Origin of the sequence: Halorubrum sp. Hd13, assembly GCF_002252755.1 — an archaeon.
Lineage (GTDB): Archaea > Halobacteriota > Halobacteria > Halobacteriales > Haloferacaceae > Halorubrum.
In genome coordinates this window covers 1-24,014 of sequence record NZ_NHOY01000101.1, presented here as the reverse complement: position 1 = coordinate 24,014, position 24,014 = coordinate 1, and the positions used below count along the sequence as shown (strand labels likewise).

The window sequence follows — 24,014 nt, the reverse complement described above, 5'->3', positions numbered from 1 at the left end:
GTCTGAAGCGCGCGGCCGCCGGCGCGACCCTCGCGCCTCGACGGTACCTTCCCCCGTCGCGCCTTGAGGCCCCTCGCCGCCCGAACCGACTCGTTTAATCCGCGCCCGCGACTCCCGACGGGTATGAGCGGTTTCCCCGAGTTCGAGGTGATCCCGGCGGTCGACGTCCAGGACGGCGAGGTGGTCCAGCTGGTCGGCGGCGAGCGCGGCACGGGCAAGCGGTACGGCGACCCGGTCGAGGCCGCCGACCGCTGGATCGAGGCGGGCGCGGAAACGCTCCACCTCGTCGACCTCGACGGCGCGTTCGAGGGCGAGCGCGTCAACGCCGACGCGATCGAGTCGGTCGTCCGGAGCGTCCCGGACGCGGTCGGCCTCCAGTTGGGCGGCGGCATCCGCACGGCGGAGGGCGCGCGCGAGCTCCTGGATATGGGTCTCGACCGCGTCATCCTCGGGACCGCGGCGGTCGAGACGCCCGAGATCGTCGCCGAGATCGACGAGAGCCACCCGGGAAGCGTCGTCGTCAGCCTCGACGCGAAGGGCGGCGAGGTCGTCGTGAGCGGCTGGACCGAGGGGACCGGCCTCGACCCCGCCGAGGCCGCGACGCGCTACGAGGAGCTCGGCGCGGGCGCGATCCTGTTCACGAACGTCGACGTCGAGGGACAGCTAGCGGGGATCGACCGCGAGGCGGTCGAAAGCGTCGTCGACGCGGTCGACGTCCCGGTGATCGCCTCCGGCGGCGTGGCGACCGTCGAGGACGCGGCGGCGCTGAAAGGGGCCGGCGCGGCCGCGGTCGTGGTCGGGACCGCGCTGTACGAGGGGCGGTTCACGCTGCGGGAGGCGCAGGCGGCCGCGGACGACGTCTGAGACGGCGGGTCCCGCGAAGTCGCCCCTCGGTCGGCCGCCGACTACTCCTCCGGACGCTCGCGCTGGACGACCAGCACCGGCCCGAGGAAGCGCTCGGCCACCTGCTCCGACGGCATCCCGAAGACGAACGTCGTGACCGACGGGTCCGTCTCGCCCATCACGACCGCGTCGTGCGACTCGGCCCGGCCCGCGATGGCGTCGAGCGGGGCGTCCGCGTCTTCGACGAGCGTCTCGATCCGGTCGGCCGCGACGCCGCGCTCGACGAGGTCGGCCCGTACCCCGTTCAGGAACGACTCCCCGTCGTCGGGGGACTCGCCCTCGTTGAGGGCGTGATACAGCGTTACGTCGACGCCCGCGTCGGCGAACAGCCCGGCGACGAGCCGGGTGTTCCGCCCGACGCCGACCGTCCCGCGGAGCGCGACGAGCACCGAGTCGACGCGCTCCGCGCTGTTCGGGACCAGCACCGCGAGACACTCGTACTCGTAGATGAGCCGGTCGATCGTGGTCGCCTCGTCGTGAGTGAACACGAGCCGGGTCTCGACGTCGGCGCCGGCCGCGGCGAGCGAGTCGGCGAACTCGTCGAGCTTCGACATCGCCTTCTCGCCGAACTGCTCCCGCGCCTGCTCGGTCGCCGTCTGCTCGGGGATGACGTGATACCCGAGCAGCACGACGCGGGCGTTCGCGAGCAGCTCCGGGACACCGTTCGGGAGCGATTCGCCCTCGAGCAGTTTCAGGGGAACCAGCACCGACGGCCGACCGACGTCGGTCGGCGCGTCCGGCTCCGGCTGCTCTCCGGTCGGCGTTTCAGGCCCCGGCTGTTCTCCGGTCGCCTGTCGGTCCCCGGTCTCGGTCTGTTCCTCGCCGTCCTCGGTGGGTGTGTCGGTCATCTCAGAAGTCTCCTTTGAGTTCGACGTCCGTCGCGTAGTATCGGTACCAGCCGTACGCCGCGATCATGATCGCGGCGCCGACGCCGATCGACGCCGGCTGCATGAACGCGATGAGCGCGAAGCTCGCGAGCCCGCCGACGCCGGCGACGGCGAACCCGGCCGGACAGCGGAACGCCGGGTCGTACCACGACGGCCGTTCCCGCCGGAGCTGGATCAGCGCGACGCAGATCAGCCCGTACATCACGAGGTGGAGGAACGAGGCGACCTCCGCGAGCAGCGCCACCTGCCCCGTCGCGGCCAGGACGACGATCGGACCGCCGGCGAGCCCGAGGGCGACGTGGGGGGTGCCGTACGCGAGGTTGAGCCGGCTCGCCGTCTCGGGGATGATTTCGTCGCGGCTCACCGCGTACACCGCGCGGGAGGCGCTGAGGATTGAGGCGTTCGCGCTGGAGAAGGTCGCCAACAGCCCGGCGACGACGATCGCCAGCGCCCCCGGGAGCCCGACGAACGACCGCGCGACCTCGACCATCGCGGTCTCTCCGAACTCGCCGAGGCGGGCGCTGCCGAACGCGCTCGTCGCGACGAAGATCGTGACGACGTAGAAGACGCCGACGAGGAGCACGGAGCCGACCATCGCCAGCGGCAGGTTCCGGCTCGGCTCCGTGATGTCGCCCGCGACGGTCGCGACCTGCGCGAAGCCGAGGTAGGAGGTGAAGACGAGTGCCGCCGTCTGGAGCACCGGCAGCGTCCCGCCGGGCGGGAAGAAGCGCTCCGGGACGCGTTCGGCGCCGAACACGCCGAGCGCGTCGAGCGAGCCGTAGCTCAAGAAGAGCGTGAGGATGACCAACAGCAGGATCACGATCCCGTTCTGGAGCGCCGCGGTGTTCTCGGTCCCGAAGAGGCTGAGGACGGTGAGACCGACGCCGAACGCGACGCCGAGGGGGACCGCGGGGTCGATCGGGAGCGCGATCCCGGCTTCGAGGAACACCTGTCCCGCGTAGCTGCCGAGCCCGACGAGGTAAAACGCGGCGGCGAACACGAGGCCGAGCCAGAGCCCGAGCCCGACGACCGCGCCGGCGGCGGTCCCCAGTCCGCGCGAGATGAAGAAGTAGCCGCCCCCGCTGCGCGGCATCGCCGTGGCGAGCTCCGACGCCGGCAGCGCGACGAGGAGCGCGATGACCGCTCCGATCGCGAACGAGAGCGACGCCGCCGGACCGGCGTTCTCGGCCGCCAGCCCCGGGAAGACGAAGATCCCCGCGCCGATCATCGTTCCCACGCCGATCGCGAGCCCCCCCACGAGGCCGATGGTCCGTTCGAGCTCCCCTTCCCCGGTGTCGGCGTCGACGACGGCGGCGAGCGTGTCTGGGACCTCGACGCCGGCGCGCGAGGGGCCGGAGCCGTCGGTCGGTCCGGACGCGTCGGGAGGGCCAGCGGCGGCGGACGGGCCGGACGAGTCGGGGGGGTCTGAACTGTCCATGCCGTGCCGAGACGATTCACTGGCGTGACAAATATCCACCGCCGGTCGGGTGCCGTCGGCCGTCCGCCCACCCGCAACCGACTTACGAATCCGCCGCGACGGGCCGGTATGAGCGATCACGACCGGACGGCCGCCGTCACCCGCGAGACGAGCGAGACGACGATCGAGCTCACCCTCGCGATCGACGGCGACGGCGACAGCGAGATCGACACCGGGATCGGCTTCTACGACCACATGCTGGCGTCGTTCGCCAAACACGGCCTCTTCGACCTCACCGTCAGGTGCGACGGGGACACCGAGATCGACGACCACCACACGGTCGAGGACGTGGCGATCTGCCTCGGCGAGGCGTTCGACGAGGCGCTCGGCGAGAAGCGCGGCATCCGGCGGTACGCCGACCGACGGGTCCCCCTCGACGAGGCGGTCGCGAGCGTCGTCGTCGACGTGGCCGGGCGCCCGTACTACGAGTTCGACGGGGCGTTCTCGCAGGCGTCGATCGGCGGGTTCACCAGCGTCATGGCCGACCACTTCGCGCTGTCGCTGGCGCACAACGCCGGCCTGACGCTCCACGCCGCGGTGGAGCGGGGAGACAACGCCCACCACGAGGTCGAGGCGCTGTTCAAGGCCCTCGCACGGGCGCTCGACGACGCGACGCGGCTCGACGAGCGCCGCAGCGACACGCCGAGCACGAAGGGCGAGCTGTAGCGGAAGCGGCGGGTCGGCCGTGAGGAGACGAGCGCGGCCCCCGCCACCGGGCCGTTCCGACGGTTTAAATCGGGTCGGGACCCACCCTCCACCAATGCAACCGAGTTCGCTCTCCGGGCTCCCCGCGGGCGTCGGCGAGGCGCTCGAATCGGAGGGCGTCGCCGAGCTGTACCCGCCGCAGGCGGCCGCCGTCGAGGCCGGCGTCGTCGACGGCGAGAGCCTCGTCGCCGCGGTCCCGACGGCCTCCGGGAAGACACTGATCGCCGAGCTCGCCATGCTATCGGCGATCGAGCGCGGCGGCAAGGCGCTGTACATCGTCCCGCTGCGCGCGCTCGCCAGCGAGAAGAAGACCGAGTTCGAGCGCTGGGAGGACCACGGCGTCACGGTCGGCGTCTCCACCGGCAACTACGAGTCCGACGGCGAGTGGCTCGCCACGCGGGACGTCATCGTCGCCACCTCGGAGAAGGTCGACTCGCTGATCCGCAACGGCGCCCCGTGGATCGACGACCTCACCTGCGTCGTGAGCGACGAGGTCCACCTCGTCGACGACCCGAACCGCGGCCCCACCCTCGAAGTGACCCTCGCGAAGCTCCGGAAGGTGAACCCCGGGCTCCAGACGGTCGCGCTCTCGGCGACCGTCGGCAACGCCGACGTCATCGCCGACTGGCTCGACGCCGGGCTGGTCGAGTCGGACTGGCGCCCGATCGACCTCCGGATGGGCGTCCACTTCGGTAACGCCGTCGACTTCGCCGACGGGAGCAAGCGGGAGGTCCCCGTCGAGCGCGGCGAGGACCAGACCGCCCGGCTCGTCGCCGACGCGCTCGACACCGAGGAGGACGGGCAGGGCGGCTCCTCGCTCGTCTTCGTCAACTCCCGGCGCAACGCCGAGTCGTCCGCCCGGAAGCTCACCGACGTCACCGGGTCGCGGCTCACCGACGACGAGCGCGACCGCCTCCGCGATCTCGCCGAGGAGATCCGCGGCGTCTCCGACACGGACACGTCGGAGGACCTCGCCGACGCGGTCGCGCAGGGGTCGGCGTTCCACCACGCGGGGCTCGCGAGCGAGCACCGGTCGCTCGTCGAGGACGCGTTCCGCGACCGCCTCATCAAGTGCATCTCCGCGACGCCGACGCTCGCCGCCGGCGTCAACACCCCCGCCCGCCGGGTGATCGTCCGCGACTGGCGCCGCTACGACGGGGAGTTCGGCGGGATGAAGCCGCTCGACGTGCTGGAGGTCCACCAGATGTGCGGGCGCGCGGGTCGGCCCGGACTCGACCCCTACGGCGAGGCGGTGCTGCTCGCGAACGACGCGGACACGAAGGAGGAGCTGTTCGAGCGGTACCTCTGGGCCGACCCCGAGCCGGTCCGCTCGAAGCTCGCCGCCGAGCCCGCGCTCCGGACCCACGTGCTCGCCACCGTCGCCTCCGGCTTCGCCTCCACCCGCGACGGGCTCCTCTCCTTCCTCGACAACACGCTCTACGCGACCCAGACCGACGACGAGGGGCGGCTCGGGGCCGTCACCGACACCGTCCTCGACTACCTCGCCGTCAACGACTTCATCGACCGCGATCGCGACGGCGGGAGCGAGGGCCTGAGTGCGACCGGAATCGGCCACACCGTCTCGCGGCTCTACCTCGATCCGATGAGCGCCGCGGAGATGATCGACGGGCTGCGGTCGGTCGGGGACGCGGGAGCCGCCGGTGTCGCTAGCGCGAGCGGCGACGACGGGGAGTTCGTCATGACGGCCGACGGCGACGGAGACGCCGACGAGCCCGGGTTCGGGACGTACACGCGAGCCGGGGAGGACGGCGACGAGAGCGAGACGGCGGACGCCGCGGGCGACTCGGCCGACGGCGACGCCGACCCCGCCGCTCCCCAGGTCACCCCGCTCGGCCTCTACCACCTCGTCAGCCGCACGCCCGACATGTACGAGCTCTACCTGAAGTCGGGGGACAGAGAGACGTACACCGAGCTCTGCTACGAGCGCGAGGGCGAGTTCCTCGGCGACGTGCCCTCCGAGTACGAGGACGTGCGCTTCGAGGACTGGCTCGCGTCGCTGAAGACGGCCCGCCTCCTCGAGGACTGGGCGAACGAGGTCGACGAGGACCGCATCACGGAGCGGTACGGCGTCGGCCCGGGCGACATCCGGGGGAAGGTCGACACCGCCGAGTGGCTGCTGCGCGCGGCCGAGACCCTCGCGCGCGACGTCGAGGGGGTCGACGGCGACGTCGTCGTCGCGGTCCGCGAGGCCCGCAAGCGGATCGAGTACGGCGTCCGCGAGGAGCTGCTCGACTTAGCTGGGGTCCGGAACGTCGGCCGGAAGCGCGCCCGCCGGCTGTACGAGGCCGGCGTCGAGACGCGCGCCGACCTCCGCGAGGCCGACAAGGCGGTCGTGCTCGGCGCGCTCCGCGGCCGCGAGCGCACCGCCGAGCGCATCCTCGAACACGCGGGGCGCGAGGACCCGTCGATGGACGACGTGCGCCCGGACAAGTCGGCCTCGGCGGCGGCGACCGCGGGCTCCGCGAGCGACGGGGACGGCGACGGGCAGGCGAGCCTGGGTGATTTCGAGTGAGCGACGGGACGGAAACGACCCCTGATACCGGGTCCGACGACGGCCGCCCCGACCCGTCGACCCCGCCGCACCGCCTCGTCCGCGGAACGGTCGCCATCGACGGCCTCGACGCCTTCCTCGCGCGCCTCGACGGAATCGCCGACGAGACCGGCGCGGTCGTGCAGGCGTTCGACGCCGACCTCGTCGTCTCCGACGCTCACCTCCGCGCCGCGGTCCGCCTCGCCGCCCGTGCGATCGCCCGCGGCGAGGCCGTCGCTCGCGACCCGGGCGTCGAGATCATGCTGTACGCGGCCGGCCGTCGACAGATCGACCGCGCGCTGGCGCTGGGCGTCTCCGAGGGCGAACAGCGCGCGGTCGTGCTGGTCGCCGACTTCGGCGGCGTCGACGGCGCGGACCGACCCGCCGCGGACCTCGACGCGGCCGAGCGAGCGGTCGAGCGGCTGACGGCTCCCCCCGCCGCCGCCGAGTTCGATCGGGAACGAGTGACGGAGTTTTACGGCGTCTCCGACCGCGAACTCGCGGCGACCGCCGGCGACCTGGCCGACGTCGTCCGCGAACGGGTGGCGCTGCTCGACGTCGAGAAGTGACCGGGAACGCGGGTGACCGATTCCCATACCCCTTCGCTTCCACTGGAAACCGCGGTACGTAGGAAGTGTTCGAGTCCAGACGAAGCGAGCGGTCGAGCGGAACGAGGCGATCCACGCGAAACGGACCCCCGCAGACGAAGCGGAGGGGGACGCCGCGTTTGGATCGAGGACGGGCGAACCGCGAGAATAGTCCATCCTGGATTCGAACCAGGGTCGTTGCCCCCAGAAGGCAACAGGATTGGCCACTACCCCAATGGACTGTGCGCAACCATCGATAGCCTGTGCGTGTTTGTAAGCGTTGCGCGTCGCCGGCCCTCTGTCACGCGTTCACAGGCGGTGGGAGAGCCGGGTGCCTCCTCCGCGACCGAGATCTGATCGAAGAACGTGCGCATATCGATGCGTTTTACTCGTCCGAATGGCCACGAAGCTGTATGTACGTCGGACGATTCGTCGTCGTCGCCCCCGGAATCGGCGCCTACCGCGTCTCCTCGCGCTCGTTCCCGAACCGGCGCGTGCTCGACCGTGGCGGGACCCTCACGGTCGGACCGACGCCGGACGCCTCCGAGACCGACAATCCGTACGTCTCGTACAACTGCGCGCGGGCGGTCCGGACCCCGACCGACGAGCCGCTCGCGGTCGTCGGGAACGGCTCGCACGTCGACCCGATCGCGGAGAAGCTCGAACTGGGGTACCCGGCGCGCGACGCGCTGGCGACGCCGCTGCTCGCGCTCGACTTCGAGAAGGACGACTACGACACGCCGCGGATCGCCGGCGTCGTCGGGAGCGAGACGGCGACGGTCGGCGTCGTCCGCCGCGACGCGCTGCTCGTCGAGGCCGTCGACGAGCCGACGATCGTCGCCACCTACGAGACCGACAGCCCGGAGCCGTACGCCCTCGCGGCGGCGAACGACGAGCGTCCGGACGCGGGCGCGGCCGCGAGCGAGGTCCTCGGCGCCGACTTCGAGCACCCGGTGTGCGCCGCGGGCGCGACCGTCGACGACGACGGCGTGACGCTCGCGCTCGACAACGGCGACGCGTAGCGGGCCGCCCGAGGCGGGGCGTCCGCGACGTCCCGGCCGACCCCTTTTCCGGCTCCCGACGCCTTTTGACCGCGGCGGCCGACCCGCCTCCATGGAGCGCGTCACCGCGGCCGATTATCACGACATCGCCACGCCCGCCGACCCGCGGATCTCGCCCGACGGGGACCGGGTCGCCTTCCTGCGACGCCAGCCGACCGACGACGAGACCGTCGAGTCGACGGTGTTCCTCGTCGACGTCGCGGGCGGCGACCTCCGCAGGCTCACCCTGGCCGAGGGCTCCGACGCGGAGCCGCGCTGGAGCCCGTCCGGCGACCGGATCGCGTTCACGTCGACGCGGGGGGCGGACGACGACACCCAGCAGCTGTGGGTCCTCCCGGTCGACGGCGGCGAGGCCCGCCGGGTCACCGACGTCGTCGGCGGCGTCTCGGAGATCGCGTGGTCGCCGGACGGGGACCGGATCGCCTTCGTCCAGTCGGTGACCGCCGAGGACCGCGAGGAAGGCCGGGACCTGTCGGTGCCGGAGGAGTACGAGCCGGACGACCACCCCGACCCGCGCGTGATCGACCGCACCGTCTACCGCTCCGGACAGCGCTTCTTCGACGGGCGGCGGTCGGGCGTGTACGTCGTCGACGCGGACGCGGACGTCGACGGCGCGACCGCGGCGGACCCCGCCGAGGGCGTCGAGCGGGTGACCGACCGCGACGCCGACTTCGCCGCGCCCGACTGGGGGGACGCCGACACGCTCTACTTCGCCGAGGAGGTCGGCGACGACCCGGACGACTCCGCGGAGATCGCGATCCGCGCGCACGACTTCGAGACGGGCGACACCGAGCGCGTCCACACGACCACCGGCTGGGGCGCCGCGATCGCGGCGACCGCGGACGGGCGAGTGGCCTTCACCCACGCCGAGCCGGAGCGGGTGTCGATGCAGCCGGTCGACCTCCGCGTCGTCGACCGCGAGACGGGCGACGTGACCGAGCTCACGGACGGGATCGACCGCGGGCTCGGCTACGAGGCCGCGCCGCAGTGGGGTCCCGACGACGCGACGCTGTACTTCGCGACCCCCGACGAGGGGAAGACGGCGCTGTGGCACGTCCCGGCCGACGGGAGCGCGGCCCCCGAGCGCCTCCTCCGGCCGGGGACCGTCTCCGGCGCGACCGTCGGCGGCGACGACGGCGCCGGCCCCGGCGAGGTGACCGTCGCGGTCGCCGCCAGCGAGTGGGACCACCCGGGCGACGTCTTCGCGCACGACGCGTGGGGCGGCGAGACGACGCGGCTCACGGAGCTGAACGCCGACTACCTCGCCGATCGCGCGATCGGCGAGCCCGAGGAGATACGGTTCGAGTCGGAGGGGACGGAGATCCAGGGGTGGGTGATGACGCCGCCGGAGTTCGACTCGGACGGCGAGGCGGTCGACGGGGCGGACGGCGAGACGGACGAGGAGTACCCCCTCGCGGTCGAGATCCACGGCGGCCCCCACGCGATGTGGTCGACCGCGGGGACGATGTGGCACGAGTTCCAGACGCTCGCGGCCCGCGGCTACGTCGTCTTCTGGTCGAACCCGCGCGGGTCGACCGGCTACGGCGAGGCGTTCATGCAGGCGATCGAGCGCGACTGGGGCGACGCGACCCTCTCCGACGTGATGGCCGGCGTGGAGACGGTCGCGGAGCGCCCGTCCGTCGACGAGACGAACGCCTTCGTCACCGGCGGCTCCTTCGGCGGGTTCATGACCGCGTGGACGGTGGGGCAGACCGACTACTTCCGCGCGGCCGTCTCCCAGCGCGGCGTGTACGACCTCACCGGCTTCTACGGCTCGACCGACGGCGCGTACAAGCTGCTCGAGGGCGACTTCGACACGGTCCCGTCCGAGGAGCCCGGCTGGCTGTGGGAGCAGTCGCCGACGGGCCACGCCGACGCGGTCGACACGCCCACGCTGTTGATCCACAGCGAGGACGACACGCGGACGCCGATCTGCACGGCGGAGCTCTACCACCGGATCCTCCGGAAGAACGGCGTCGACACGCGGTTCGTGCGGTACCCGCGCGAGGGACACGAGCTCTCCCGCTCCGGGGAACCCGGGCACGTCGTCGACCGCATCGAGCGGATCGCTCGCTGGTTCGACGGCTACTCCGAGCACCACGACGCGCCGCGGGCGCTCGACCGTCCCGACGAGGCGGGGCTGAGCGCGGCGGACAACGGCGAGGCGGAGGGCGACGGAGACGAGGCCGACGAGACGGGCGGCGAGGCCGGCGAAGCGTAGCGCCTCACGACGAGCCGTCGGGATCGAACGACTCGATCGCCGCGTGGACGCCTTCGACCCACTCGTCGAGCGCCTCGTGCAGCCGCTCTTTCGCCTCCGGGACCGGGACCGCGGTGTACTGGTAGACGTAGCCGCCGGAGTCGAGCAGCCGGCGGCGGCGCTCGACGAGCCCCTTGTCCCGCAGCGTCGACAGCGAACGGTTCACGTTCGACCGGTCCCGGTCGAGGGCCTCGGCGAGCTCGGCGACGGTGCTCCCCGGGTGATCGAGCAGGGTCAGGTACGTGCGGCTCTCGTGGTCTCGAATGCCGAACACGCAGGAGAGCACGTGCTCGAACGAGGGGGAGACGTCGCCGACGAGGTCCTCGATCTCGGGGTCGCTCATGGGCGTCGTTCGGCTGCGGTCGGGTTAAAAGTCGTCATCGGCGGACCGCGGCCGAGGGTCGGCGCCCGACTCAGTCGCCGTCGACGCCGGCGTCGGCGCTGGCGTACCCCATCCGGTCGATACAGCCGCGCATCTCGTCCTCCTCCGCGTGGCGGTGAAGGTTGGTCGGCGTGTCGCAGTGATACGTCTCCCCGTCGTACCGGAGCACGACCTCGTGGCGCCCGCCGGCGACCTCGACATCGACGAGGATCCGACGGCCGTCGTTGAGGGCGTCGATGATCTCGTCGGCCGACAGCTCGCCGGCCTCGATCCGGAGTACCTCGCTCATACGCGCTCTTCACGCGTCGTCGAATTAAAACCGTCCGTGCCGCGCTCGCGAGTCACGTCATCGTCGAGTCCGGACCGCCCTCCGTCTCCGGGGGCTCGACGCCCTCGGCGGCGGCGACGTCGTCCGTGCGCTTTTCCGTCTCGACGTGCCAGCGGTCGATCTCGGACTCGTACTCGTCGAGGATCTCGCTCACTTCGGCCTTCAGCTCGTCGTCGTTGACGTTCACCTCGAACTCGAACGTTTCGCCGTCCTCGCCGCGGCCGACCTCCTGGATGTTGGCGCTGACGAGCTCGTTGTCGAAGTAGTACGGTGCCATCTGCGTCATCACTTTCCGGTATACCGTGTCCTCCACCTTCCGGAGCGCCTTGCGGCTCGCCGAGTCGGCCGCGCGGGCGACGTGGCCGATCGATTCGCCCCAGCTCTCCATCGCGCTCTCGGTGTCGTTCTCCTCGACCTTCTCGTAGGACTCGGTGAGCTTCTCGCCGGCCGTCTGGAGGTCTTCACCCGGCGTCTGGCCGGCCTGTTCGCCCTCGCCCTCGGCGACGGACGCCTGCTCGGCGGTCTTCGCCGACACGTCCTCGTCGATGCGCTCGTGGGACTTCGGGCGCCAGTCGTCGAACTCGTAGAACGCGTCGCCGTCGGCGCCCGTCTCGCGGAGCGCCAATGCGATTCGCTCGCCGTGTTCGACCACGTCGCCCCAGTCCCCGCGCACCTTGAAGCCGGAGATGCTCTCTTCCATCGCGTGGACCCCCCTACGAAACGAACGCGTATAAGTCTCTCCGACCTGACGCGAGCCCGCGCAGGTCAGCCGCGGCTCCGCGGTCGGCGCTCTCCCGGCCTATTTGCCGTACGAGAACCGACGGCCGAGCGCGTCGACGCGGTCTTTGAGGTCGCTGAGGACCCCCGCGGGCGACACCCGGCGGATCGAGGACTCGTCGACCTCGATTCGCTCGCCGGCGAACGGGTCGTGCTCGACGCGGTCCTCCGGGTCCTTGTCGCCGTTCACCGCGCCCACGACGGTCGACATCGAGCACCGGCCGCACGCTTCTGCGTTGATCTCCTCGTCGGACATGGTACTATCTACCGCATGATCGTGTTCGACGGTGTTAAAACCCGTTGTCGGCGCCGCTGTCGCGTTTTCACGCCGCACGGTCGGACTCTCGAACCGACCGACGCCGGCCCGACGAGCTTTTCAATCGGTCCGTGGAATGAGATCACATGGGATACCGCGTCGTCGACACGGAGACCGTGGAGCCGAAGCCAGACCGCCCCTGCGAGTGCCGGAAGCTCTCCGAGCCGGGCGGGCTCGACGCCGCGGCGATCAACCGCTTCCGAGCCGAGCCGGGCGAACAGCTCCCGCTCGCGTACCACTACCACGAGACCCAACAGGAGGCGTTCTACGTCCTCGACGGGACGCTCTCGGTCGAGACCCCGGAGCGGATCTACGAGGTGCCCGCGGACGACCTGTTCGTCGTCGACCCGGAGAGCCCGCAGCGCGCGTACAACCCGGCCGACGCCGACGGCCCCGTGACCGTGCTCGCGATCGGCGCGCCGCCCGCCGACGGCGACGCGGTCGCGTACGATCCCGCCGATGAGTGACGCCGCCGACGGCGGCGACCGCCGCGACTCCGAGGAGCTGCCGGCCGAGATCCGCGAGGAGGTCCCGGACTACGACGACGAGTACCTCGACCGCGTCTCAGACCGACTGATGTACAGCTACGACCTCGATCGGGACGTGGTCGTCCACGGCGAGCGCTTCGAGTTCGCGGGGGAGATGCGGATGCGCAACCAGAAGCAGTTCTTCCACCCGGCGCTGAGCTACGGGGACCACGACATCATGGAGCACCTGTTCGCGCGCCGGGTGACGAGCCCGACGGTCGGGGAACTGGAGCGGCTCGTCGAGGTCGGCCACCGCGTCGCCGACGAGCGGATCACGCCGAACGAGGAGCATTACGGCACCGACGTCACCTTCGTCCTCGTCGCCGATCGGATCCCCGACGAGGTCGCCGCGTTCGTCGCCGACTTCCGGGACCGCACCCTGCTGAAGTTCGGCTACTACGGGCACTACGAGGTGAACCTGATCGTGGTCGCGCCGGACGAAGAGCGGATCGTCGACAGCGAGGCCGCGGACGTCACCGGCGCGTTCCGTCTGTGGGAACCCGTCGAGGAGCCGGACGAGGGGTTCCTCTCCCGCTTCGCGAAGCGATTCTGGCGGTGACCGCGATGCGCCCGAGTCGCACCCCGCGCCCTCGGCGCGCGTTCCTCACCGCGGTGACCGGCGCCGCGGCGACGACCGCCGGGTGCGCGCTGCTGCCCGAGGAACAGGAGCCGATCGAGGCGAGCGCCGGCCGGCCGGCGTCGCTCCCGGACGCCGCGGTCTCCGAGCGGGGATACGAGGAGACCCTCTCGACGGAGACGACGGTGACCGTCTCGATCACGGTCGATCTGTCCGGCGACGTCCAGATATCGAACACCCGCGAGGTGATCGCCACGGTGTTCCGCCGGGGGTACGCCGCCGAAGACGGCCGACGCTTCGGGGTCGTCACCGCGCCGGCCGTGGCGGTGATCGAGCAACCCGAAGTCGTCCGAGACCCGGTCGCCGCGGTGTCGGCCGCGCGGGCGGTGGAGCTGGCGACCGGCGCGAGCGTCTCGTCGGTCTCCGACTGGCGGAGCGCCTCGACGCGGACGGTGCTCGGCACCGAGGCGGAGAGCGAGACGGCGACCGCGACCGCCGACGACGCGGACGTCGACTTGGAGCGCGCTCGGGTCCGGGCCGACGGCGACGCCGTCACGGCGATCGCGGTCGCGCCCGCCGGCGTCGAGAGCGACCCGCCGTTCGGCGAGGTCACGCGCGACGCCTGAGTCGGTGCGGGAAGACGCGCCGCTGGCCGGATGTGGAATAAAAAAGAATCGGACTTCGAAGCCGCGGGAGACGGCTCAGTCGTCGCTCGGTTCGACGGCGGCGCCGGAGGTCCCGCCGCGGGCCGACTGGATGTTCTCGTAGCCGATCTTCACCAGCGAGAGCGCGATGTAGATGAGGACCAGCGCCAGCACCATCTGGACGACCGACGACGCGATGGAGCTGAAGCCCTCGGCTCCGCCTTGGATGAGGTTCTGGTACAGGTTGCTGTAGAACGCCAGCCAGGCGAGCCCCATGACGGTGATCGTCGTCATGATCGCCATCGGGACGCCCGTCGAGACGAGCTGTTTGGAGTCGTCCCAGTTGGCCAGCCAGACGGTGGCGGTCAACAGCGCGAGCGCCGCGAGCAGCTGGTTCGCGCCGCCGAACAGCGCCCACAGCGTCAGCCACTCGCCGGAGATGACCATCAGGTACGCCGGGACGGCCTGGACCAGCGGATTGGTGTAGCGACCGCGAGCGAGGCTTCCGAGGGCCGCCCACGGGCCGTCGGTGAGGTTCTCGAAGCCGGACGCGGTGTCCCCGGTGGGGACCCCGACGATTTCCTCCATCATGTAGCGGCCGAGGCGGACGGCGGTGTCGGTCGACGTGAGCAGGAAGCTCACGAGCACCAGCGCCATGAACGGCGCCCCGAACGACTGGGGCAGCCCGAAGCTGGTGAGGATGATGCCGCCGCCGGTCGCGAAGTTCGGCAGCGCCGCGCCGATCCCGCCCGCGGGGTCGGCGAACCCGGCGACCGCGAGCGTCGACAGCGCGACCGCGGCGAGCAGTCCCTCACCGAGCATGCCGCCGTAACCGATCAGCCGAGCGTCGGTCTCCTTGTCGAGTTGTTTGGCCGTCGTCCCAGAGGAGACCAGCGAGTGGAATCCGCTGATCGTCCCGCAGGCGATGGTGATGAACAGGAGCGGGAACAGCGGCGCGAGGCCGGCTCCCTCGACGCCCCAGAAGCCGTTGAACGCGCCCATCGAGTCGGCGATGACGAGCGGCTGCGCGGACGTGCCGAGCAGCGTGCCGACGATGATCGCCAGCAGCGCCCCTCCGACGCCGGTGTACAGGAGGAACGACGAGAGGTAGTCACGCGGCTGGAGCAGCGTCCACACCGGGAGCGCGCTCGCGATCCCGGCGTACAGCATGATGACCGGGACCCACGCCGCCCGGTTCGGGTTCATCGCGACGGCCGACGACCCGGGGATCCACTGCCCGCTGCCGAGCCCGAGCGCGTCCGCGAGAACGAGCGTTCCGGCGGGGTACGACGCGTCGCCGACCGCCGGGAACAGCGCGAACGGGAACTCGATGCCGAGCCAGACGCCGCCGAAGACGGCGGCGACGAACAGGACGGTCCCCGGCACGAACGGGCCGTTCAGCTGGTACAGGTAGACCCCGAACACCAGCGCGAGCGCGATGTACACGAAGCTCGCGGTCGTCACCTGCGGGAACGCGTCGAAGACGATGGCCACCACCAGGGCGAACACCGCCACGACGAGGATGATCGTCAGGAACGCGAACCACAGTAGCATGTCCTTCCCGCGCTCGCCCACGTACTGGCCGATGATGTAGCCGATCGACTTCCCCTCGTGTCGCAGCGAACTCGACAGCGCGACGAAGTCGTGGACCGACCCCATCAGCGGGTTGCCGACGGCGATCCACAGCAGCGCGGGGACCCATCCCCACACGGCGCCGGCCGTGATCGGGCCGACGATCGGCGCGCCGCCGGCGATGCTCGAGAAGTGATGCCCCAGTAACACCGGCTTCTTCGACGGTACGTACTCCTGTCCGTCCTCGTATTTGTGCGCCGGCGTCTCCGTTTCGGCGTCGAGTTCGACGAACTGGGAGAGGTACCGCGAATACCCCATGTATCCGATGGTGAATGTGCTCAGCACAGCGACCGTGATCCAAATTACACTTGTCATAAGTTCCCCTGCCTCATGAGCGCGGTTTGGAAACAGCGTAATAAGTATTAGCTTCAACCGTGATAGTTACCCGATTCGATTGAAGAAAGCAGGAACACAGGCGGGTCAAACCGGTTCCTTTCACCTCATCTATAGTTTATTCCGCGCCGCCGACACCGGTTCTTACTCGCGCGCGCTCACGGGATCCCCCGTCTCGACGTCGAGCGCGGCCGCGACCTCCGAGAGCACGTCGCCGCGGACCTCGCTGGTTCGCGACTCGATCTCGGCGACCAGCGGCGGGTCGAACTCCTCGCGGACCTGATTGAGCCGCTCGCGCTCGGTCGCGACTTTGTCGCGCAGGTAGGTGGCTCCGCGCCCCTCCTCGTCCTCGTCCGGCGACGGGGTGAGCTTGTTCGCGACGAGGCCGCGGACGCGCAGGTCACGCTCGGTGAACCCCTCTATGGCACGGTCCGTCTCGTTGACCGACAGCTGGTCGGGGTTCAACACGAGGAAGAAGGCGGCGTCGTTCCGCATCGTGTCGCCCGCGAACTCGAAGAACTCCTTGCGGCGCTGGAGCCGCTCTAAGACCGGGTCGCCGTCCATCAGGCGCCGCGGCTCGGCGTCGCCGATCGCGGCCTTCTCGAACAGGTCGATTGACTGCTTGCGCTTGTACAGCAGGCGGTCGATCCAGTCGCCGAGGAACTCCGGGAGCCCGAGCAGCCGCAGCGTCGACCCGGTCGGCGCGGTGTCGAAGACGACGCGGTCGTACGGCTCGCTCTCCTCGCGCATCACGCCCACGAACGCGTCGAAGAGGGCGGCCTCGTACGCCCCCGGCGTCCCGTGTGACATCTCCAGCTGGCGGTTGATCTCGGAGACCATCGCCGCCGACACCTGCTCGGAGAGCCCCTCGCGGATCTCCTGGAGGTGTCGCTGCATCTCGTCTTCGGGGTCGATCTCCATCGCGTCGAGCCCGTCGACGCCGTCGACCGGCTCGGGGTCGTCGCTGAACCGCTGGCCGAACACGTCGGACACCGAGTGCGCGGGGTCGGTCGAGACGACGAGCGTCCGCAGCCCCGCGTTCGCGCAGCGGTACGCGTACGCGCAGGAGACGGTGGTCTTACCGACGCCGCCCTTGCCGCCGAAGAAGACGAACTGCTCCATCAGAAGTGGTACTGCTGGCCCTTCCGTTCCATCAGGCTCTCGCGGTCCCACAGCCTGCGCTCCCACGCCTCGAACTCGTCTTCGAGGTACGGGAGCAGCTCGGCGGTGTAGTACGAGACCGGCGAGGGGATGCCGAACGCGTCCGGGAAGCACGCGAGCATGAACTCGTCTTCCGTGTCCTCGGCCTCCTTCTCGATCTTCTCGTAGGCCGCGTGAGTGACCATCCCGTGGTAGAGGCCGCGGAGCCACTCCTCGAGCGCGGCTCGGAAGGTCTCGATCCGGTCTGCGACTGTCATTATCGGTCGTGACGGTCGGGGTATGTTAAAAGCTGTCGCGGTCACGCGCCGGCCGATCGGGAGCGGGTCGCGGTCGATCGCTCGTCGACGGCGGCCGATCAGGCCGAGTTGCCGTCGGCGGTCAGTTCGGCCTGCGGCTCGTCGGACTCTGCCGCCTCCTCGCCGTCGTCGAGCTCCGGCTGTTCGTCCACGTCCGGAGACGGCGAGTGCGCTTCCCCACCGAGCGCGCCCCAGACGAGGTACAGCACCGCGGCGACCATCAGGACGGTCACCGCGATCGCCGCGATCCCCGCCGCCGACACGTACTGGAACATGGTCGGCGGTGTGCGGGCGCGACGTATCAACGTATCGGCTTTCGGCGAGCGCGGGGCGTCCTCCCGCCCCGGCGAGCGCCCCCGGTTCCGCCGCCGCGACGTTGAAGGGGCCGCACGCCGACCGACGCCCATGGACGACGACCGGATCCCGGTGACCGTGCTCTCGGGGAGCCTCGGAGCGGGGAAGACGACGCTGTTGAACCACCTGTTGCGGAACGCCGGCGAGCGCGACATCGCGGTGCTGGTCAACGACATGGGCGACGTCAACGTCGACGCCGAGCTGATCGCCGAGGAGTCCGAAGTCGACGTGGAGGGCGTCACGGAGCTGTCGAACGGCTGCATCTGCTGCGAGCTCCAAGACGACCTGGAGACCGCCGTCGTGCGGCTCGCGAACGAGCGCTCCTTCGACAACCTGGTCGTCGAGTCGTCGGGTATCTCCGAGCCCGCGCCGGTCGCGCGCCTGTTCACGACCGAGTCGCGCGCGGCCGCCCGCTACCGGGTCGACGCGCTGGTGACCGTGATCGACACGCGGCGGTTCCTCGACGCCTTCGCCGGCGACGACGTGCCCGAGCGGCGCGTCGCGGCGGACGACGACGAGGCGGACAGACCGCTCTCGGACCTCCTCGTCGAGCAGGTCGAGGTGTCGAACCTCGTCGTGTGTAACAAGGCCGACCTCTGTACGGACGCGGAGATGGACGAGGCGATCGAGCTCGTGGGCGCGCTGCAGCCGGGCGCGGAGACGGTCGTCGCGGAGTTCTCCGCGGTCGACCCCGACCGGATCCTCGACGTCGGGCTGTTCGACGCGGGCGAACTCGGCGACCTGCCCGGGTGGAAGCGAGCGCTGGCGGAGGGCGACGGGCACGACGACCACGGCGGTCACGACCACGCCGGTCACGACGGCGAGGGCCGCGAGGGGGGCCGCGCCCACCGCCACCCGGACGAGGTGTACGGCGTCACTTCGTTCACCTATCGCCGCCGGCGACCGTTCCACCCCGACCGGATCGCCGCCGTCCTCCGCGGTCTCCCTCCAGACGTCGTCCGCTCGAAGGGGACGCTGTGGGTCGCGGGCACGGACCAGCGCCAGCAGGTCGGTCAGGCCGGCGCGTCGGTGCGGGTCACGGCGCTCGGCCCGTGGATCGCGAGCCTCCCGGCCGTCGAGCGCGACATGCTGCGCTCGAACCGGCCCGAACTGGACTGGGACGACGAGCACGGCGACCGCCTGACGGAGTACGTCGTCATCGGCACGGGCATCGACGAGGCGGCGATCCGCGAGCGCCTCGACGACGCGCTCGTCACCGACGAGGAGTGGGCGGCCGCCGAGGAGGGGGAGGGCGAACTCGGCGGGGACGACCCGTTCCCGACGGAACAGGGCGAGGAGCTAGCGCTCCGGGAGCCCTGAGACGGGGTCGAGACGCCGGGTCGACATCGGCGAACTCAGCAGGCGCAGCCGCTCCCGCTCGCGCGCTCGAACCGCATCGAGTCGCCGCAGTCGGGACACGCCGGGGTGCCGTCGCCGTCGCGGTCGAGCCCCTCCGCGTCGACCTCGACGTCCCGGACCCGCACGCCGCAGTCGTCGCACCAGAACGAGCCCTTGGAGCCGTCGTCGCCGGCGGTCTCGGGCGCGCGCTGCGTCGATCCCTCCAGCATCTCCGTCACCGTGCTAAAAATCCCCATAATCGTTTGTACGAGTTCTCCCATCTTACTCTCCCGGTGCTGTGCGAATCGGACGCACAGCCGAGACGCCGATCGGACACCTCCTCGCCTGCGTGTCCGACGGCGACCCGATACAGGTTCTCCGAGAGCCGTCGGACCCGATTCGGGTCGCCACGGATAGGTCGGGTGGTCGTGACCCGGAGCGTCGCGTCGGACGTCGCGACGTTCGCCCAACGGGACTCGCTGAGGCTCGCGAGGTCGATCGCCGAGAGCCGTGAGAAGAGTATCGCTGCGACGCCGTCGACTCGCCGGACAGTGTCGCTCATTTGGGTGGATGCGATGATCGAAAAATCGACTACGTCAGCTATCGGGCGGTCCGGTTCGGGGACCCACCTCGGCCGCCACGTCGCGAACGACGGCAGAGACGACCGAGAGAGGGTGCAAGCGAGCTGGTGACAGTCCTGTCTGACGCCGCAGAGGGCCACAGTCCGCCCCCGTCTCGGAGATGACGTTCATGCTGTCTTACTGATGTCTCACGAGAGACTATACGTATTCCCGACATATGTTGTGGTATGTCAGACACGGCCGGATCCGAGAACGTCCTCTTGCGTCCGCGGGTAGACCAACTGCTCGATATCGTGTCCAAGCGCCGTCGACGCGTGATCCTTCTGCTGTTGAAACGGGAAGCTATCGAGACGACGGACGACGTGATGCTTCGGGGATCCAGCGAGTCGGACGCGTCCGAAGTTCGGCTCACGCACGACCATCTGCCGCGGTTGGAAGATGCGGGATACATCGACTGGGACCGGAATACCGGCGAGATATCGAAAGGCCCGCGCTTCGACGAAATCGAGCCACTTCTCGAACTGATCGAGAATCACGCCGACGAACTACCTCCCGGCTGGCCGTGAATCAGTCACCCTCGCTGCACAAGGTCTCCGGGTCCGGCGCGTCGGTGCTAACAGGTTCTCGAGCGTCCCCGTCGAGCACGTCAACGAGAACCCGCCCGTCGCTCGTGACGGTTACGTCGTGCTTCGGAAGTTCGAACGTCAGCGTCCACGTTGCCGCCTCGTTTGCTGCCAAGAGCTCGATCGCATCGGGCTCCACGTATTCGTAGAGGGTGAAATCCAGCTCGGCGGGCTCGACGCCTTCCGCGTCAGCGACCGACTCGACAATCTTCGAAGCGAGAACGTCTCCCATATAGACATGTTCCGGAGATGTTCATAAATATTTATCCTCTATATGTCGATGAGACGCTCCGGGGCAGAGACGATTTCGGAACCGACCAACGAGACACGCTGCACGCGCGTTCCGTATTCGTCCCGCCGTTCTTGACGGAGGCGGTATTCTTCGACGAGGCCTCGATGCCGGCCTCGGAGCGGATCAGAGCAGCGGGACGGTGAGCGCGACGAGCAGGACGCCGAACGCGGCCCCGCCGTACAGGAGCCGTTCGACCCGCGGGCCGGGCGGGAGCGGGCCGGCGTCGAGCGGCGGGGCGCAGCGGACGAGTTGGTGGTACGCGGCCGCGGCGGCGACCGCGAACGCGAGCGTCGAGGCCGCCAGCGACGTCGCCAGCGTGAGGCCGTACGAGAGGCCGTAGATCGGACCGAACGAGAGCGCGAACGCGAACGCGAGCCCGGCGGTGACGAGGAACGGGACGGGGTCCACCCGGTCACCGTGGCGATTGTGAACGTGTACCTCCGTGTCCATGGGATGCGTACGGGTCCCACGGACAAAGAGCTAAGTGCCGGTCTCCCGGGATGTTTGCCATGAGCGAGGAGGAGAAGGGAATCCGCGAGGGGATAGAGGAGTCGGAGGGCGACCCGCGGCTGATCCTCCTGTTGAACGCGGTCCTGTCCGGTGGGTTCGCGTGGACCGTCCTCTGGGGACTCGACAGGGCCGGGATGGCGACGCTCACCGCGGCGAACGTCGGGCTTCTCGCGCTGGTCATCTTCGCCGCGACGTACCTCGTGGTGATGCGGTGAGTCCGAGCCGACGGCGGCGCCGGACGGCGCGCTCGCGGCGGGTCGCCACGTTTTAAGCCGAACGCGACCCCTCTCCCGACAATGACGATCGAAGACCGCGACGACGCGTACCTCATCACGCACGCGCTGGCGAAGGACACCCTCTCGCGGCTCCGAGACGCCGAGACGGAGCAGGTCGCGTTCCGGAAGGGGCTCGTGAAGCTCGGCCGCATCTGCGGCTACGAGATCATCGACGGGGCGATGGAGACGGAGTACGTCCCGGTGACGACGCCGCTGCAAGAGACCACCGGCGAGCGCGTGAAGGGGCTCGACGACGTGGTGATCATCAACGTCCTCCGGGCCGCGACCCCGTTCGTCGAGGGGCTCCTGAAGGCGTTCCCCCGCGCGAAACAGGGCGTCATCTCCGCCGGCCGCGACGAGGAGGCGGGGATGACGGACGGGGAGTTCCCGATCACCATCGACTACGTGAAGCTGCCCGAGATCGGTCCCGACGACACCGTTATCGTCGCCGACCCGATGCTCGCGACCGGCTCGACGATGTGCGCGGTGCTCGATCACGTCCTCGGGGACGCCGACGAGTTCGAGGACCTGTTCGTCCTCTCGGCGGTCTCCGCGCCGGACGGGCTCGTTCGCGTGAGCGAGCAGGTGCCCGAGGCGAAGCTGCTGACCGTCGCCATCGACGACTACCTCGACGACGACGGGTTCATCGTCCCCGGGCTCGGCGACGCGGGCGACCGCGCGTTCCGGACGGTCTGACCCGAGCGACGACGGCCGGCGCCCTCGCGGCCGTCCGCTCAGGCGCCGCCGACGTACTTTTAAGAGCCGTCCCCGCGACCGATCGGTATGAGCGACGCGCCGACGACCGAGCCGTGCGACGCCTGCGGCGAGCCGACGACCGACGCGCTCGCGCGGACCGTCCGGCTGAGCGTCGACCGGGCGAACATCGACACGCAGCGGCTCTGCCCCGACTGCTTCGCCGACTGGATCCAGCGCTATCAGGACCGGCTCGGGTCCGGTCCCGACGAGTCGGACGAGAGCTCCGAGATCATCGTCGACTGAGCCGCGCGACCGCCCGCGAGCGGGCCGTCGCCGTGGGGCCGCGCGACGGGAACGGGCCGTCGCCGAACCGGTTCGCCTCGGAGAGAGCGGACGGCAACGTCCGTCCCGACCGCCCGTCTTAAGCCGCGGCGGCACGCACCACGACGTAATGGATCTCGCCATCGACGCCCCGACCCCGGCGGCGCCCGACTGCGCCGCCGACGGGACGTGGCTCGCCTGCATCGAGTGCGACGAGACGTTCGCCCCCTTCGAGGACGTCCGGTACACTTGCGACGAGTGCGACGGCCTGCTGGAGGTCCGCTACGCCGACCCGCCGACGTTCGACGAGTTCGGGTCGGGCGCGTCGACCGACGGCCCCGACCGCGGCGTCTGGCGCTACCGCGAGGCGCTCCCCTTCGACCTGGGCGTCACGCTTCCCGAGGGCGGCACCCCGCTCCACCGCGTCCCGCGGATCGAGGAGGCGGTGGGGGTCGACGCGCTCCGGATCAAACACGAGGGGATGAACCCCACCGGCTCGTTCAAGGACCGCGGGATGACCGTCGGCGTCCGCGTCGCGAAGGAGCTCGGCGTCGGCGCGCTCGCGTGCGCCTCCACCGGCAACACTTCGGCCGCGCTCGCCGCCTACGGCGGGCGCGGCGACATGCAGACGCTCGTGCTCCTCCCAGCTGGGAAGGTCGCCGCGGGGAAGGTCGCGCAGGCGAGCCTCCACGGCGCCCGCATCCTGGAGGTCGACGGCAACTTCGACGCCTGTCTCGACATCGTGCAGGAGCTGGCCGCGCGCGGCGAGGCGTACCTGCTCAACTCCCTGAACCCGTTCCGCCTGGAGGGCCAGAAGACGATCGGCTTCGAGATCTTAGAGGAGTTCTACGCCGATTACGGGTCGTTCCCGGACCGGATCGTCCTCCCCGTCGGCAACGCGGGAAACACCTCCGCGCTGTACAAGGGGTTCCGCGAACTCGTTCAGGCCGGCGCGCTCGACGTCGACGAGGTCCCGAAGCTCACCGGCGTGCAGGCCGAGGGCGCCGCGCCGATGGTCGAGGCGATCGAGGAGGGGAACGACGAGATCCGCCGGTGGGAGGAGGTCGAGACGCGCGCGACCGCCATCCGCATCGGCAACCCGGTCAACGCGCCGAAGGCGATCCCGGGGATCCGCAACACCGGCGGCACCGCCGTCGCGGTGAGCGACAACGAGATCACCGCCGCGCAGCGCCACCTCGCCGCCGAGGGCGTCGGGGTCGAGCCCGCCTCCGCGGCGAGCCTCGCCGGGCTGAAGAAGCTCCGGCGCTCCGGCGTCGTCGACGACGACGAGCGCGTGGTCTGCCTGACGACCGGGCACCTCCTGAAGGACCCCGAGGCCGCGTACGAGGCCGGCGGCGACCCCGAGCCCGTCCCGAACGACGTGGACGCGGTGCTCGATCACCTGCACGCCTGAACCGCCGCGCTCCCCACGGTGACGATCGGCCGCGGAACGGGCCGCGTCGCGGCCGCCGATCAGCCCAACTCGACCGTCTCGACGTAGTCGAGATAGGACTCGAGCCCTTGATTCTCCGTGTAGTGGACCGTCTGGGAGCCGGCGTCGTACCGGACGATCCCGACCTCTCGTAGCTTCGGCAGGTGGGCCGTCTCTTATACACATCT

General features: G+C 70.5%; 28 protein-coding genes. 15 read left to right on the top strand and 13 right to left on the bottom strand.

Annotation, left to right across the window (positions count from 1 at the left end):
- The first annotated feature begins 123 nt into the window (after nt 1–123).
- Complete coding sequence (gene hisA / locus DJ81_RS13105) at nt 124–864, top strand: 1-(5-phosphoribosyl)-5-[(5-phosphoribosylamino)methylideneamino]imidazole-4-carboxamide isomerase (protein WP_094580834.1); 741 nt, start codon at nt 124–126, stop codon at nt 862–864.
- A gap of 41 nt (nt 865–905) precedes the next feature.
- Here the strand turns inward: hisA and DJ81_RS13100 are convergent, their stop codons facing one another.
- Entirely contained in the window at nt 906–1,751 is an 846-nt protein-coding gene (locus tag DJ81_RS13100) for a universal stress protein (protein WP_094590066.1), read from the bottom strand.
- A gap of 1 nt (nt 1,752) precedes the next feature.
- Nucleotides 1,753–3,228, bottom strand: a complete 1,476-nt coding sequence (locus DJ81_RS13095; protein WP_094590064.1) for an APC family permease — start codon at nt 3,226–3,228, stop codon at nt 1,753–1,755.
- Between the two features lie 108 nt (nt 3,229–3,336).
- On the opposite strand from DJ81_RS13095, the gene hisB reads away from it, so the two are divergent.
- The 5 genes from hisB (at nt 3,337) to DJ81_RS13065 (ending at nt 10,392) form a co-directional block, all read left to right on the top strand.
- Nucleotides 3,337–3,933, top strand: coding sequence for an imidazoleglycerol-phosphate dehydratase HisB (hisB, locus tag DJ81_RS13090; RefSeq protein WP_094523258.1), 597 nt, complete (start codon nt 3,337–3,339; stop codon nt 3,931–3,933).
- A gap of 94 nt (nt 3,934–4,027) precedes the next feature.
- Nucleotides 4,028–6,505: an ATP-dependent DNA helicase gene (locus DJ81_RS13085; protein WP_094590062.1), complete on the top strand. Its 2,478-nt coding sequence runs from the start codon at nt 4,028–4,030 to the stop codon at nt 6,503–6,505.
- Entirely contained in the window at nt 6,502–7,092 is a 591-nt protein-coding gene (gene cgi121 / locus DJ81_RS13080; protein WP_094590060.1) for a KEOPS complex subunit Cgi121, read from the top strand. The genes DJ81_RS13085 and cgi121 overlap by 4 nt, the downstream gene beginning before the upstream one ends.
- 431 nt (nt 7,093–7,523) lie before the next feature.
- Nucleotides 7,524–8,132, top strand: a complete 609-nt coding sequence (locus tag DJ81_RS13070; RefSeq protein ID WP_094523252.1) for an IMP cyclohydrolase — start codon at nt 7,524–7,526, stop codon at nt 8,130–8,132.
- Between the two features lie 91 nt (nt 8,133–8,223).
- A complete protein-coding gene (locus DJ81_RS13065; RefSeq protein WP_094590058.1) occupies nt 8,224–10,392 on the top strand; it encodes a S9 family peptidase in 2,169 nt (722 codons plus the stop codon).
- A 4-nt stretch (nt 10,393–10,396) separates the two neighbouring features.
- Here the strand turns inward: DJ81_RS13065 and DJ81_RS13060 are convergent, their stop codons facing one another.
- From DJ81_RS13060 to DJ81_RS13045, 4 genes are all read right to left on the bottom strand, one after another.
- Complete coding sequence (locus DJ81_RS13060; RefSeq protein WP_094523249.1) at nt 10,397–10,774, bottom strand: helix-turn-helix domain-containing protein; 378 nt, start codon at nt 10,772–10,774, stop codon at nt 10,397–10,399.
- A gap of 70 nt (nt 10,775–10,844) precedes the next feature.
- Nucleotides 10,845–11,102 carry a hypothetical protein gene (locus tag DJ81_RS13055; protein WP_094523247.1) on the bottom strand — a complete coding sequence of 86 codons (258 nt, stop codon included), beginning with the start codon at nt 11,100–11,102 and terminating at the stop codon, nt 10,845–10,847.
- A gap of 52 nt (nt 11,103–11,154) precedes the next feature.
- Complete coding sequence (locus DJ81_RS13050; RefSeq protein ID WP_094527573.1) at nt 11,155–11,841, bottom strand: DUF5828 family protein; 687 nt, start codon at nt 11,839–11,841, stop codon at nt 11,155–11,157.
- A gap of 99 nt (nt 11,842–11,940) precedes the next feature.
- Nucleotides 11,941–12,174 carry a hypothetical protein gene (locus DJ81_RS13045; protein ID WP_094523243.1) on the bottom strand — a complete coding sequence of 78 codons (234 nt, stop codon included), beginning with the start codon at nt 12,172–12,174 and terminating at the stop codon, nt 11,941–11,943.
- Between the two features lie 146 nt (nt 12,175–12,320).
- On the opposite strand from DJ81_RS13045, the gene DJ81_RS13040 reads away from it, so the two are divergent.
- The 3 genes from DJ81_RS13040 to DJ81_RS13030 are packed head-to-tail and all read left to right on the top strand — an operon-like array spanning nt 12,321 to nt 13,964.
- Nucleotides 12,321–12,701 carry a cupin domain-containing protein gene (locus tag DJ81_RS13040; RefSeq protein WP_094527572.1) on the top strand — a complete coding sequence of 127 codons (381 nt, stop codon included), beginning with the start codon at nt 12,321–12,323 and terminating at the stop codon, nt 12,699–12,701.
- A complete protein-coding gene (locus tag DJ81_RS13035) occupies nt 12,694–13,320 on the top strand; it encodes a hypothetical protein (RefSeq protein WP_094527571.1) in 627 nt (208 codons plus the stop codon). Before DJ81_RS13040 ends, DJ81_RS13035 begins: the two co-directional genes overlap by 8 nt.
- Before the next feature lie 5 nt (nt 13,321–13,325).
- Complete coding sequence (locus tag DJ81_RS13030; RefSeq protein ID WP_094523237.1) at nt 13,326–13,964, top strand: DUF6517 family protein; 639 nt, start codon at nt 13,326–13,328, stop codon at nt 13,962–13,964.
- Between the two features lie 75 nt (nt 13,965–14,039).
- Here DJ81_RS13030 and DJ81_RS13025 read toward each other — a convergent pair whose 3' ends face one another.
- The 4 genes from DJ81_RS13025 to DJ81_RS13010 form a co-directional block, all read right to left on the bottom strand.
- Nucleotides 14,040–15,929, bottom strand: a complete 1,890-nt coding sequence (locus DJ81_RS13025; protein WP_094527570.1) for a carbon starvation protein A — start codon at nt 15,927–15,929, stop codon at nt 14,040–14,042.
- Nucleotides 15,930–16,091: 162 nt separating this feature from the next.
- Nucleotides 16,092–17,069, bottom strand: coding sequence for a TRC40/GET3/ArsA family transport-energizing ATPase (locus tag DJ81_RS13020; RefSeq protein ID WP_094523233.1), 978 nt, complete (start codon nt 17,067–17,069; stop codon nt 16,092–16,094).
- Nucleotides 17,069–17,365 (bottom strand): hypothetical protein, encoded by a 297-nt coding sequence (locus DJ81_RS13015; RefSeq protein WP_094523231.1) that lies wholly within the window; start codon nt 17,363–17,365, stop codon nt 17,069–17,071. Before DJ81_RS13015 ends, DJ81_RS13020 begins: the two co-directional genes overlap by 1 nt.
- A gap of 98 nt (nt 17,366–17,463) precedes the next feature.
- Entirely contained in the window at nt 17,464–17,679 is a 216-nt protein-coding gene (locus DJ81_RS13010) for a hypothetical protein (RefSeq protein WP_094557448.1), read from the bottom strand.
- Nucleotides 17,680–17,809: 130 nt separating this feature from the next.
- Here DJ81_RS13010 and DJ81_RS13005 point away from each other — a divergent pair, with 130 nt between their 5' ends.
- The gene (locus tag DJ81_RS13005) at nt 17,810–19,078 is read left to right on the top strand and encodes a GTP-binding protein (protein ID WP_094527567.1); all 1,269 of its coding nucleotides are present in this window, start codon (nt 17,810–17,812) and stop codon (nt 19,076–19,078) included.
- A gap of 35 nt (nt 19,079–19,113) precedes the next feature.
- Here DJ81_RS13005 and DJ81_RS13000 read toward each other — a convergent pair whose 3' ends face one another.
- Entirely contained in the window at nt 19,114–19,353 is a 240-nt protein-coding gene (locus DJ81_RS13000) for a hypothetical protein (RefSeq protein WP_094590056.1), read from the bottom strand.
- A gap of 551 nt (nt 19,354–19,904) precedes the next feature.
- Between DJ81_RS13000 and DJ81_RS12990 the strand changes: the two genes are divergently transcribed.
- Nucleotides 19,905–20,243, top strand: a complete 339-nt coding sequence (locus DJ81_RS12990; RefSeq protein WP_094522878.1) for a hypothetical protein — start codon at nt 19,905–19,907, stop codon at nt 20,241–20,243.
- A 1-nt stretch (nt 20,244) separates the two neighbouring features.
- Here the strand turns inward: DJ81_RS12990 and DJ81_RS12985 are convergent, their stop codons facing one another.
- Nucleotides 20,245–20,532 carry a HalOD1 output domain-containing protein gene (locus tag DJ81_RS12985; RefSeq protein ID WP_170938327.1) on the bottom strand — a complete coding sequence of 96 codons (288 nt, stop codon included), beginning with the start codon at nt 20,530–20,532 and terminating at the stop codon, nt 20,245–20,247.
- Between the two features lie 183 nt (nt 20,533–20,715).
- Entirely contained in the window at nt 20,716–21,042 is a 327-nt protein-coding gene (locus tag DJ81_RS12975; protein ID WP_094527563.1) for a hypothetical protein, read from the bottom strand.
- Between the two features lie 59 nt (nt 21,043–21,101).
- Between DJ81_RS12975 and DJ81_RS12970 the strand changes: the two genes are divergently transcribed.
- The 4 genes from DJ81_RS12970 to thrC all read left to right on the top strand — a co-directional run bounded on the left by DJ81_RS12970 (nt 21,102) and on the right by thrC (nt 23,808).
- Nucleotides 21,102–21,317: a hypothetical protein gene (locus tag DJ81_RS12970; protein ID WP_094527562.1), complete on the top strand. Its 216-nt coding sequence runs from the start codon at nt 21,102–21,104 to the stop codon at nt 21,315–21,317.
- A gap of 81 nt (nt 21,318–21,398) precedes the next feature.
- Nucleotides 21,399–22,073: a uracil phosphoribosyltransferase gene (gene upp / locus DJ81_RS12965; protein ID WP_094527561.1), complete on the top strand. Its 675-nt coding sequence runs from the start codon at nt 21,399–21,401 to the stop codon at nt 22,071–22,073.
- An 87-nt stretch (nt 22,074–22,160) separates the two neighbouring features.
- Complete coding sequence (locus DJ81_RS12960; protein ID WP_094527560.1) at nt 22,161–22,376, top strand: hypothetical protein; 216 nt, start codon at nt 22,161–22,163, stop codon at nt 22,374–22,376.
- A gap of 148 nt (nt 22,377–22,524) precedes the next feature.
- Nucleotides 22,525–23,808: a threonine synthase gene (gene thrC / locus DJ81_RS12955; protein WP_094527559.1), complete on the top strand. Its 1,284-nt coding sequence runs from the start codon at nt 22,525–22,527 to the stop codon at nt 23,806–23,808.
- Nucleotides 23,809–24,014 lie beyond the last annotated feature (206 nt).

Bases quoted from the DNA above. Each gene is read 5' to 3' on its own strand.
- DJ81_RS13095 (WP_094590064.1), bottom strand. From the start codon at position 3,228: ATGGACAGTTCAGACCCCCCCGACTCGTCCGGCCCGTCCGCCGCCGCT.
- DJ81_RS13055 (WP_094523247.1), bottom strand. From the start codon at position 11,102: ATGAGCGAGGTACTCCGGATCGAGGCCGGCGAGCTGTCGGCCGACGAG.
- DJ81_RS12960 (WP_094527560.1), top strand. From the start codon at position 22,161: ATGAGCGACGCGCCGACGACCGAGCCGTGCGACGCCTGCGGCGAGCCG.
- DJ81_RS12970 (WP_094527562.1), top strand. From the start codon at position 21,102: ATGAGCGAGGAGGAGAAGGGAATCCGCGAGGGGATAGAGGAGTCGGAG.
- DJ81_RS13040 (WP_094527572.1), top strand. From the start codon at position 12,321: ATGGGATACCGCGTCGTCGACACGGAGACCGTGGAGCCGAAGCCAGAC.
- DJ81_RS12990 (WP_094522878.1), top strand. From the start codon at position 19,905: ATGTCAGACACGGCCGGATCCGAGAACGTCCTCTTGCGTCCGCGGGTA.
- DJ81_RS13005 (WP_094527567.1), top strand. From the start codon at position 17,810: ATGGACGACGACCGGATCCCGGTGACCGTGCTCTCGGGGAGCCTCGGA.
- DJ81_RS13015 (WP_094523231.1), bottom strand. From the start codon at position 17,365: ATGACAGTCGCAGACCGGATCGAGACCTTCCGAGCCGCGCTCGAGGAG.
- DJ81_RS13045 (WP_094523243.1), bottom strand. From the start codon at position 12,174: ATGTCCGACGAGGAGATCAACGCAGAAGCGTGCGGCCGGTGCTCGATG.
- DJ81_RS13010 (WP_094557448.1), bottom strand. From the start codon at position 17,679: ATGTTCCAGTACGTGTCGGCGGCGGGGATCGCGGCGATCGCGGTGACC.
- DJ81_RS13065 (WP_094590058.1), top strand. From the start codon at position 8,224: ATGGAGCGCGTCACCGCGGCCGATTATCACGACATCGCCACGCCCGCC.
- DJ81_RS13085 (WP_094590062.1), top strand. From the start codon at position 4,028: ATGCAACCGAGTTCGCTCTCCGGGCTCCCCGCGGGCGTCGGCGAGGCG.
- DJ81_RS13020 (WP_094523233.1), bottom strand. From the start codon at position 17,069: ATGGAGCAGTTCGTCTTCTTCGGCGGCAAGGGCGGCGTCGGTAAGACC.
- DJ81_RS12975 (WP_094527563.1), bottom strand. From the start codon at position 21,042: ATGGACACGGAGGTACACGTTCACAATCGCCACGGTGACCGGGTGGAC.
- hisB (WP_094523258.1), top strand. From the start codon at position 3,337: ATGAGCGATCACGACCGGACGGCCGCCGTCACCCGCGAGACGAGCGAG.
- DJ81_RS13025 (WP_094527570.1), bottom strand. From the start codon at position 15,929: ATGACAAGTGTAATTTGGATCACGGTCGCTGTGCTGAGCACATTCACC.
- DJ81_RS12985 (WP_170938327.1), bottom strand. From the start codon at position 20,532: ATGGGAGACGTTCTCGCTTCGAAGATTGTCGAGTCGGTCGCTGACGCG.
- DJ81_RS13030 (WP_094523237.1), top strand. From the start codon at position 13,326: ATGCGCCCGAGTCGCACCCCGCGCCCTCGGCGCGCGTTCCTCACCGCG.
- DJ81_RS13060 (WP_094523249.1), bottom strand. From the start codon at position 10,774: ATGAGCGACCCCGAGATCGAGGACCTCGTCGGCGACGTCTCCCCCTCG.
- DJ81_RS13000 (WP_094590056.1), bottom strand. From the start codon at position 19,353: ATGGGGATTTTTAGCACGGTGACGGAGATGCTGGAGGGATCGACGCAG.
- DJ81_RS13100 (WP_094590066.1), bottom strand. From the start codon at position 1,751: ATGACCGACACACCCACCGAGGACGGCGAGGAACAGACCGAGACCGGG.
- DJ81_RS13035 (WP_094527571.1), top strand. From the start codon at position 12,694: ATGAGTGACGCCGCCGACGGCGGCGACCGCCGCGACTCCGAGGAGCTG.
- thrC (WP_094527559.1), top strand. From the start codon at position 22,525: ATGGATCTCGCCATCGACGCCCCGACCCCGGCGGCGCCCGACTGCGCC.
- DJ81_RS13070 (WP_094523252.1), top strand. From the start codon at position 7,524: ATGTACGTCGGACGATTCGTCGTCGTCGCCCCCGGAATCGGCGCCTAC.
- hisA (WP_094580834.1), top strand. From the start codon at position 124: ATGAGCGGTTTCCCCGAGTTCGAGGTGATCCCGGCGGTCGACGTCCAG.
- upp (WP_094527561.1), top strand. From the start codon at position 21,399: ATGACGATCGAAGACCGCGACGACGCGTACCTCATCACGCACGCGCTG.
- DJ81_RS13050 (WP_094527573.1), bottom strand. From the start codon at position 11,841: ATGGAAGAGAGCATCTCCGGCTTCAAGGTGCGCGGGGACTGGGGCGAC.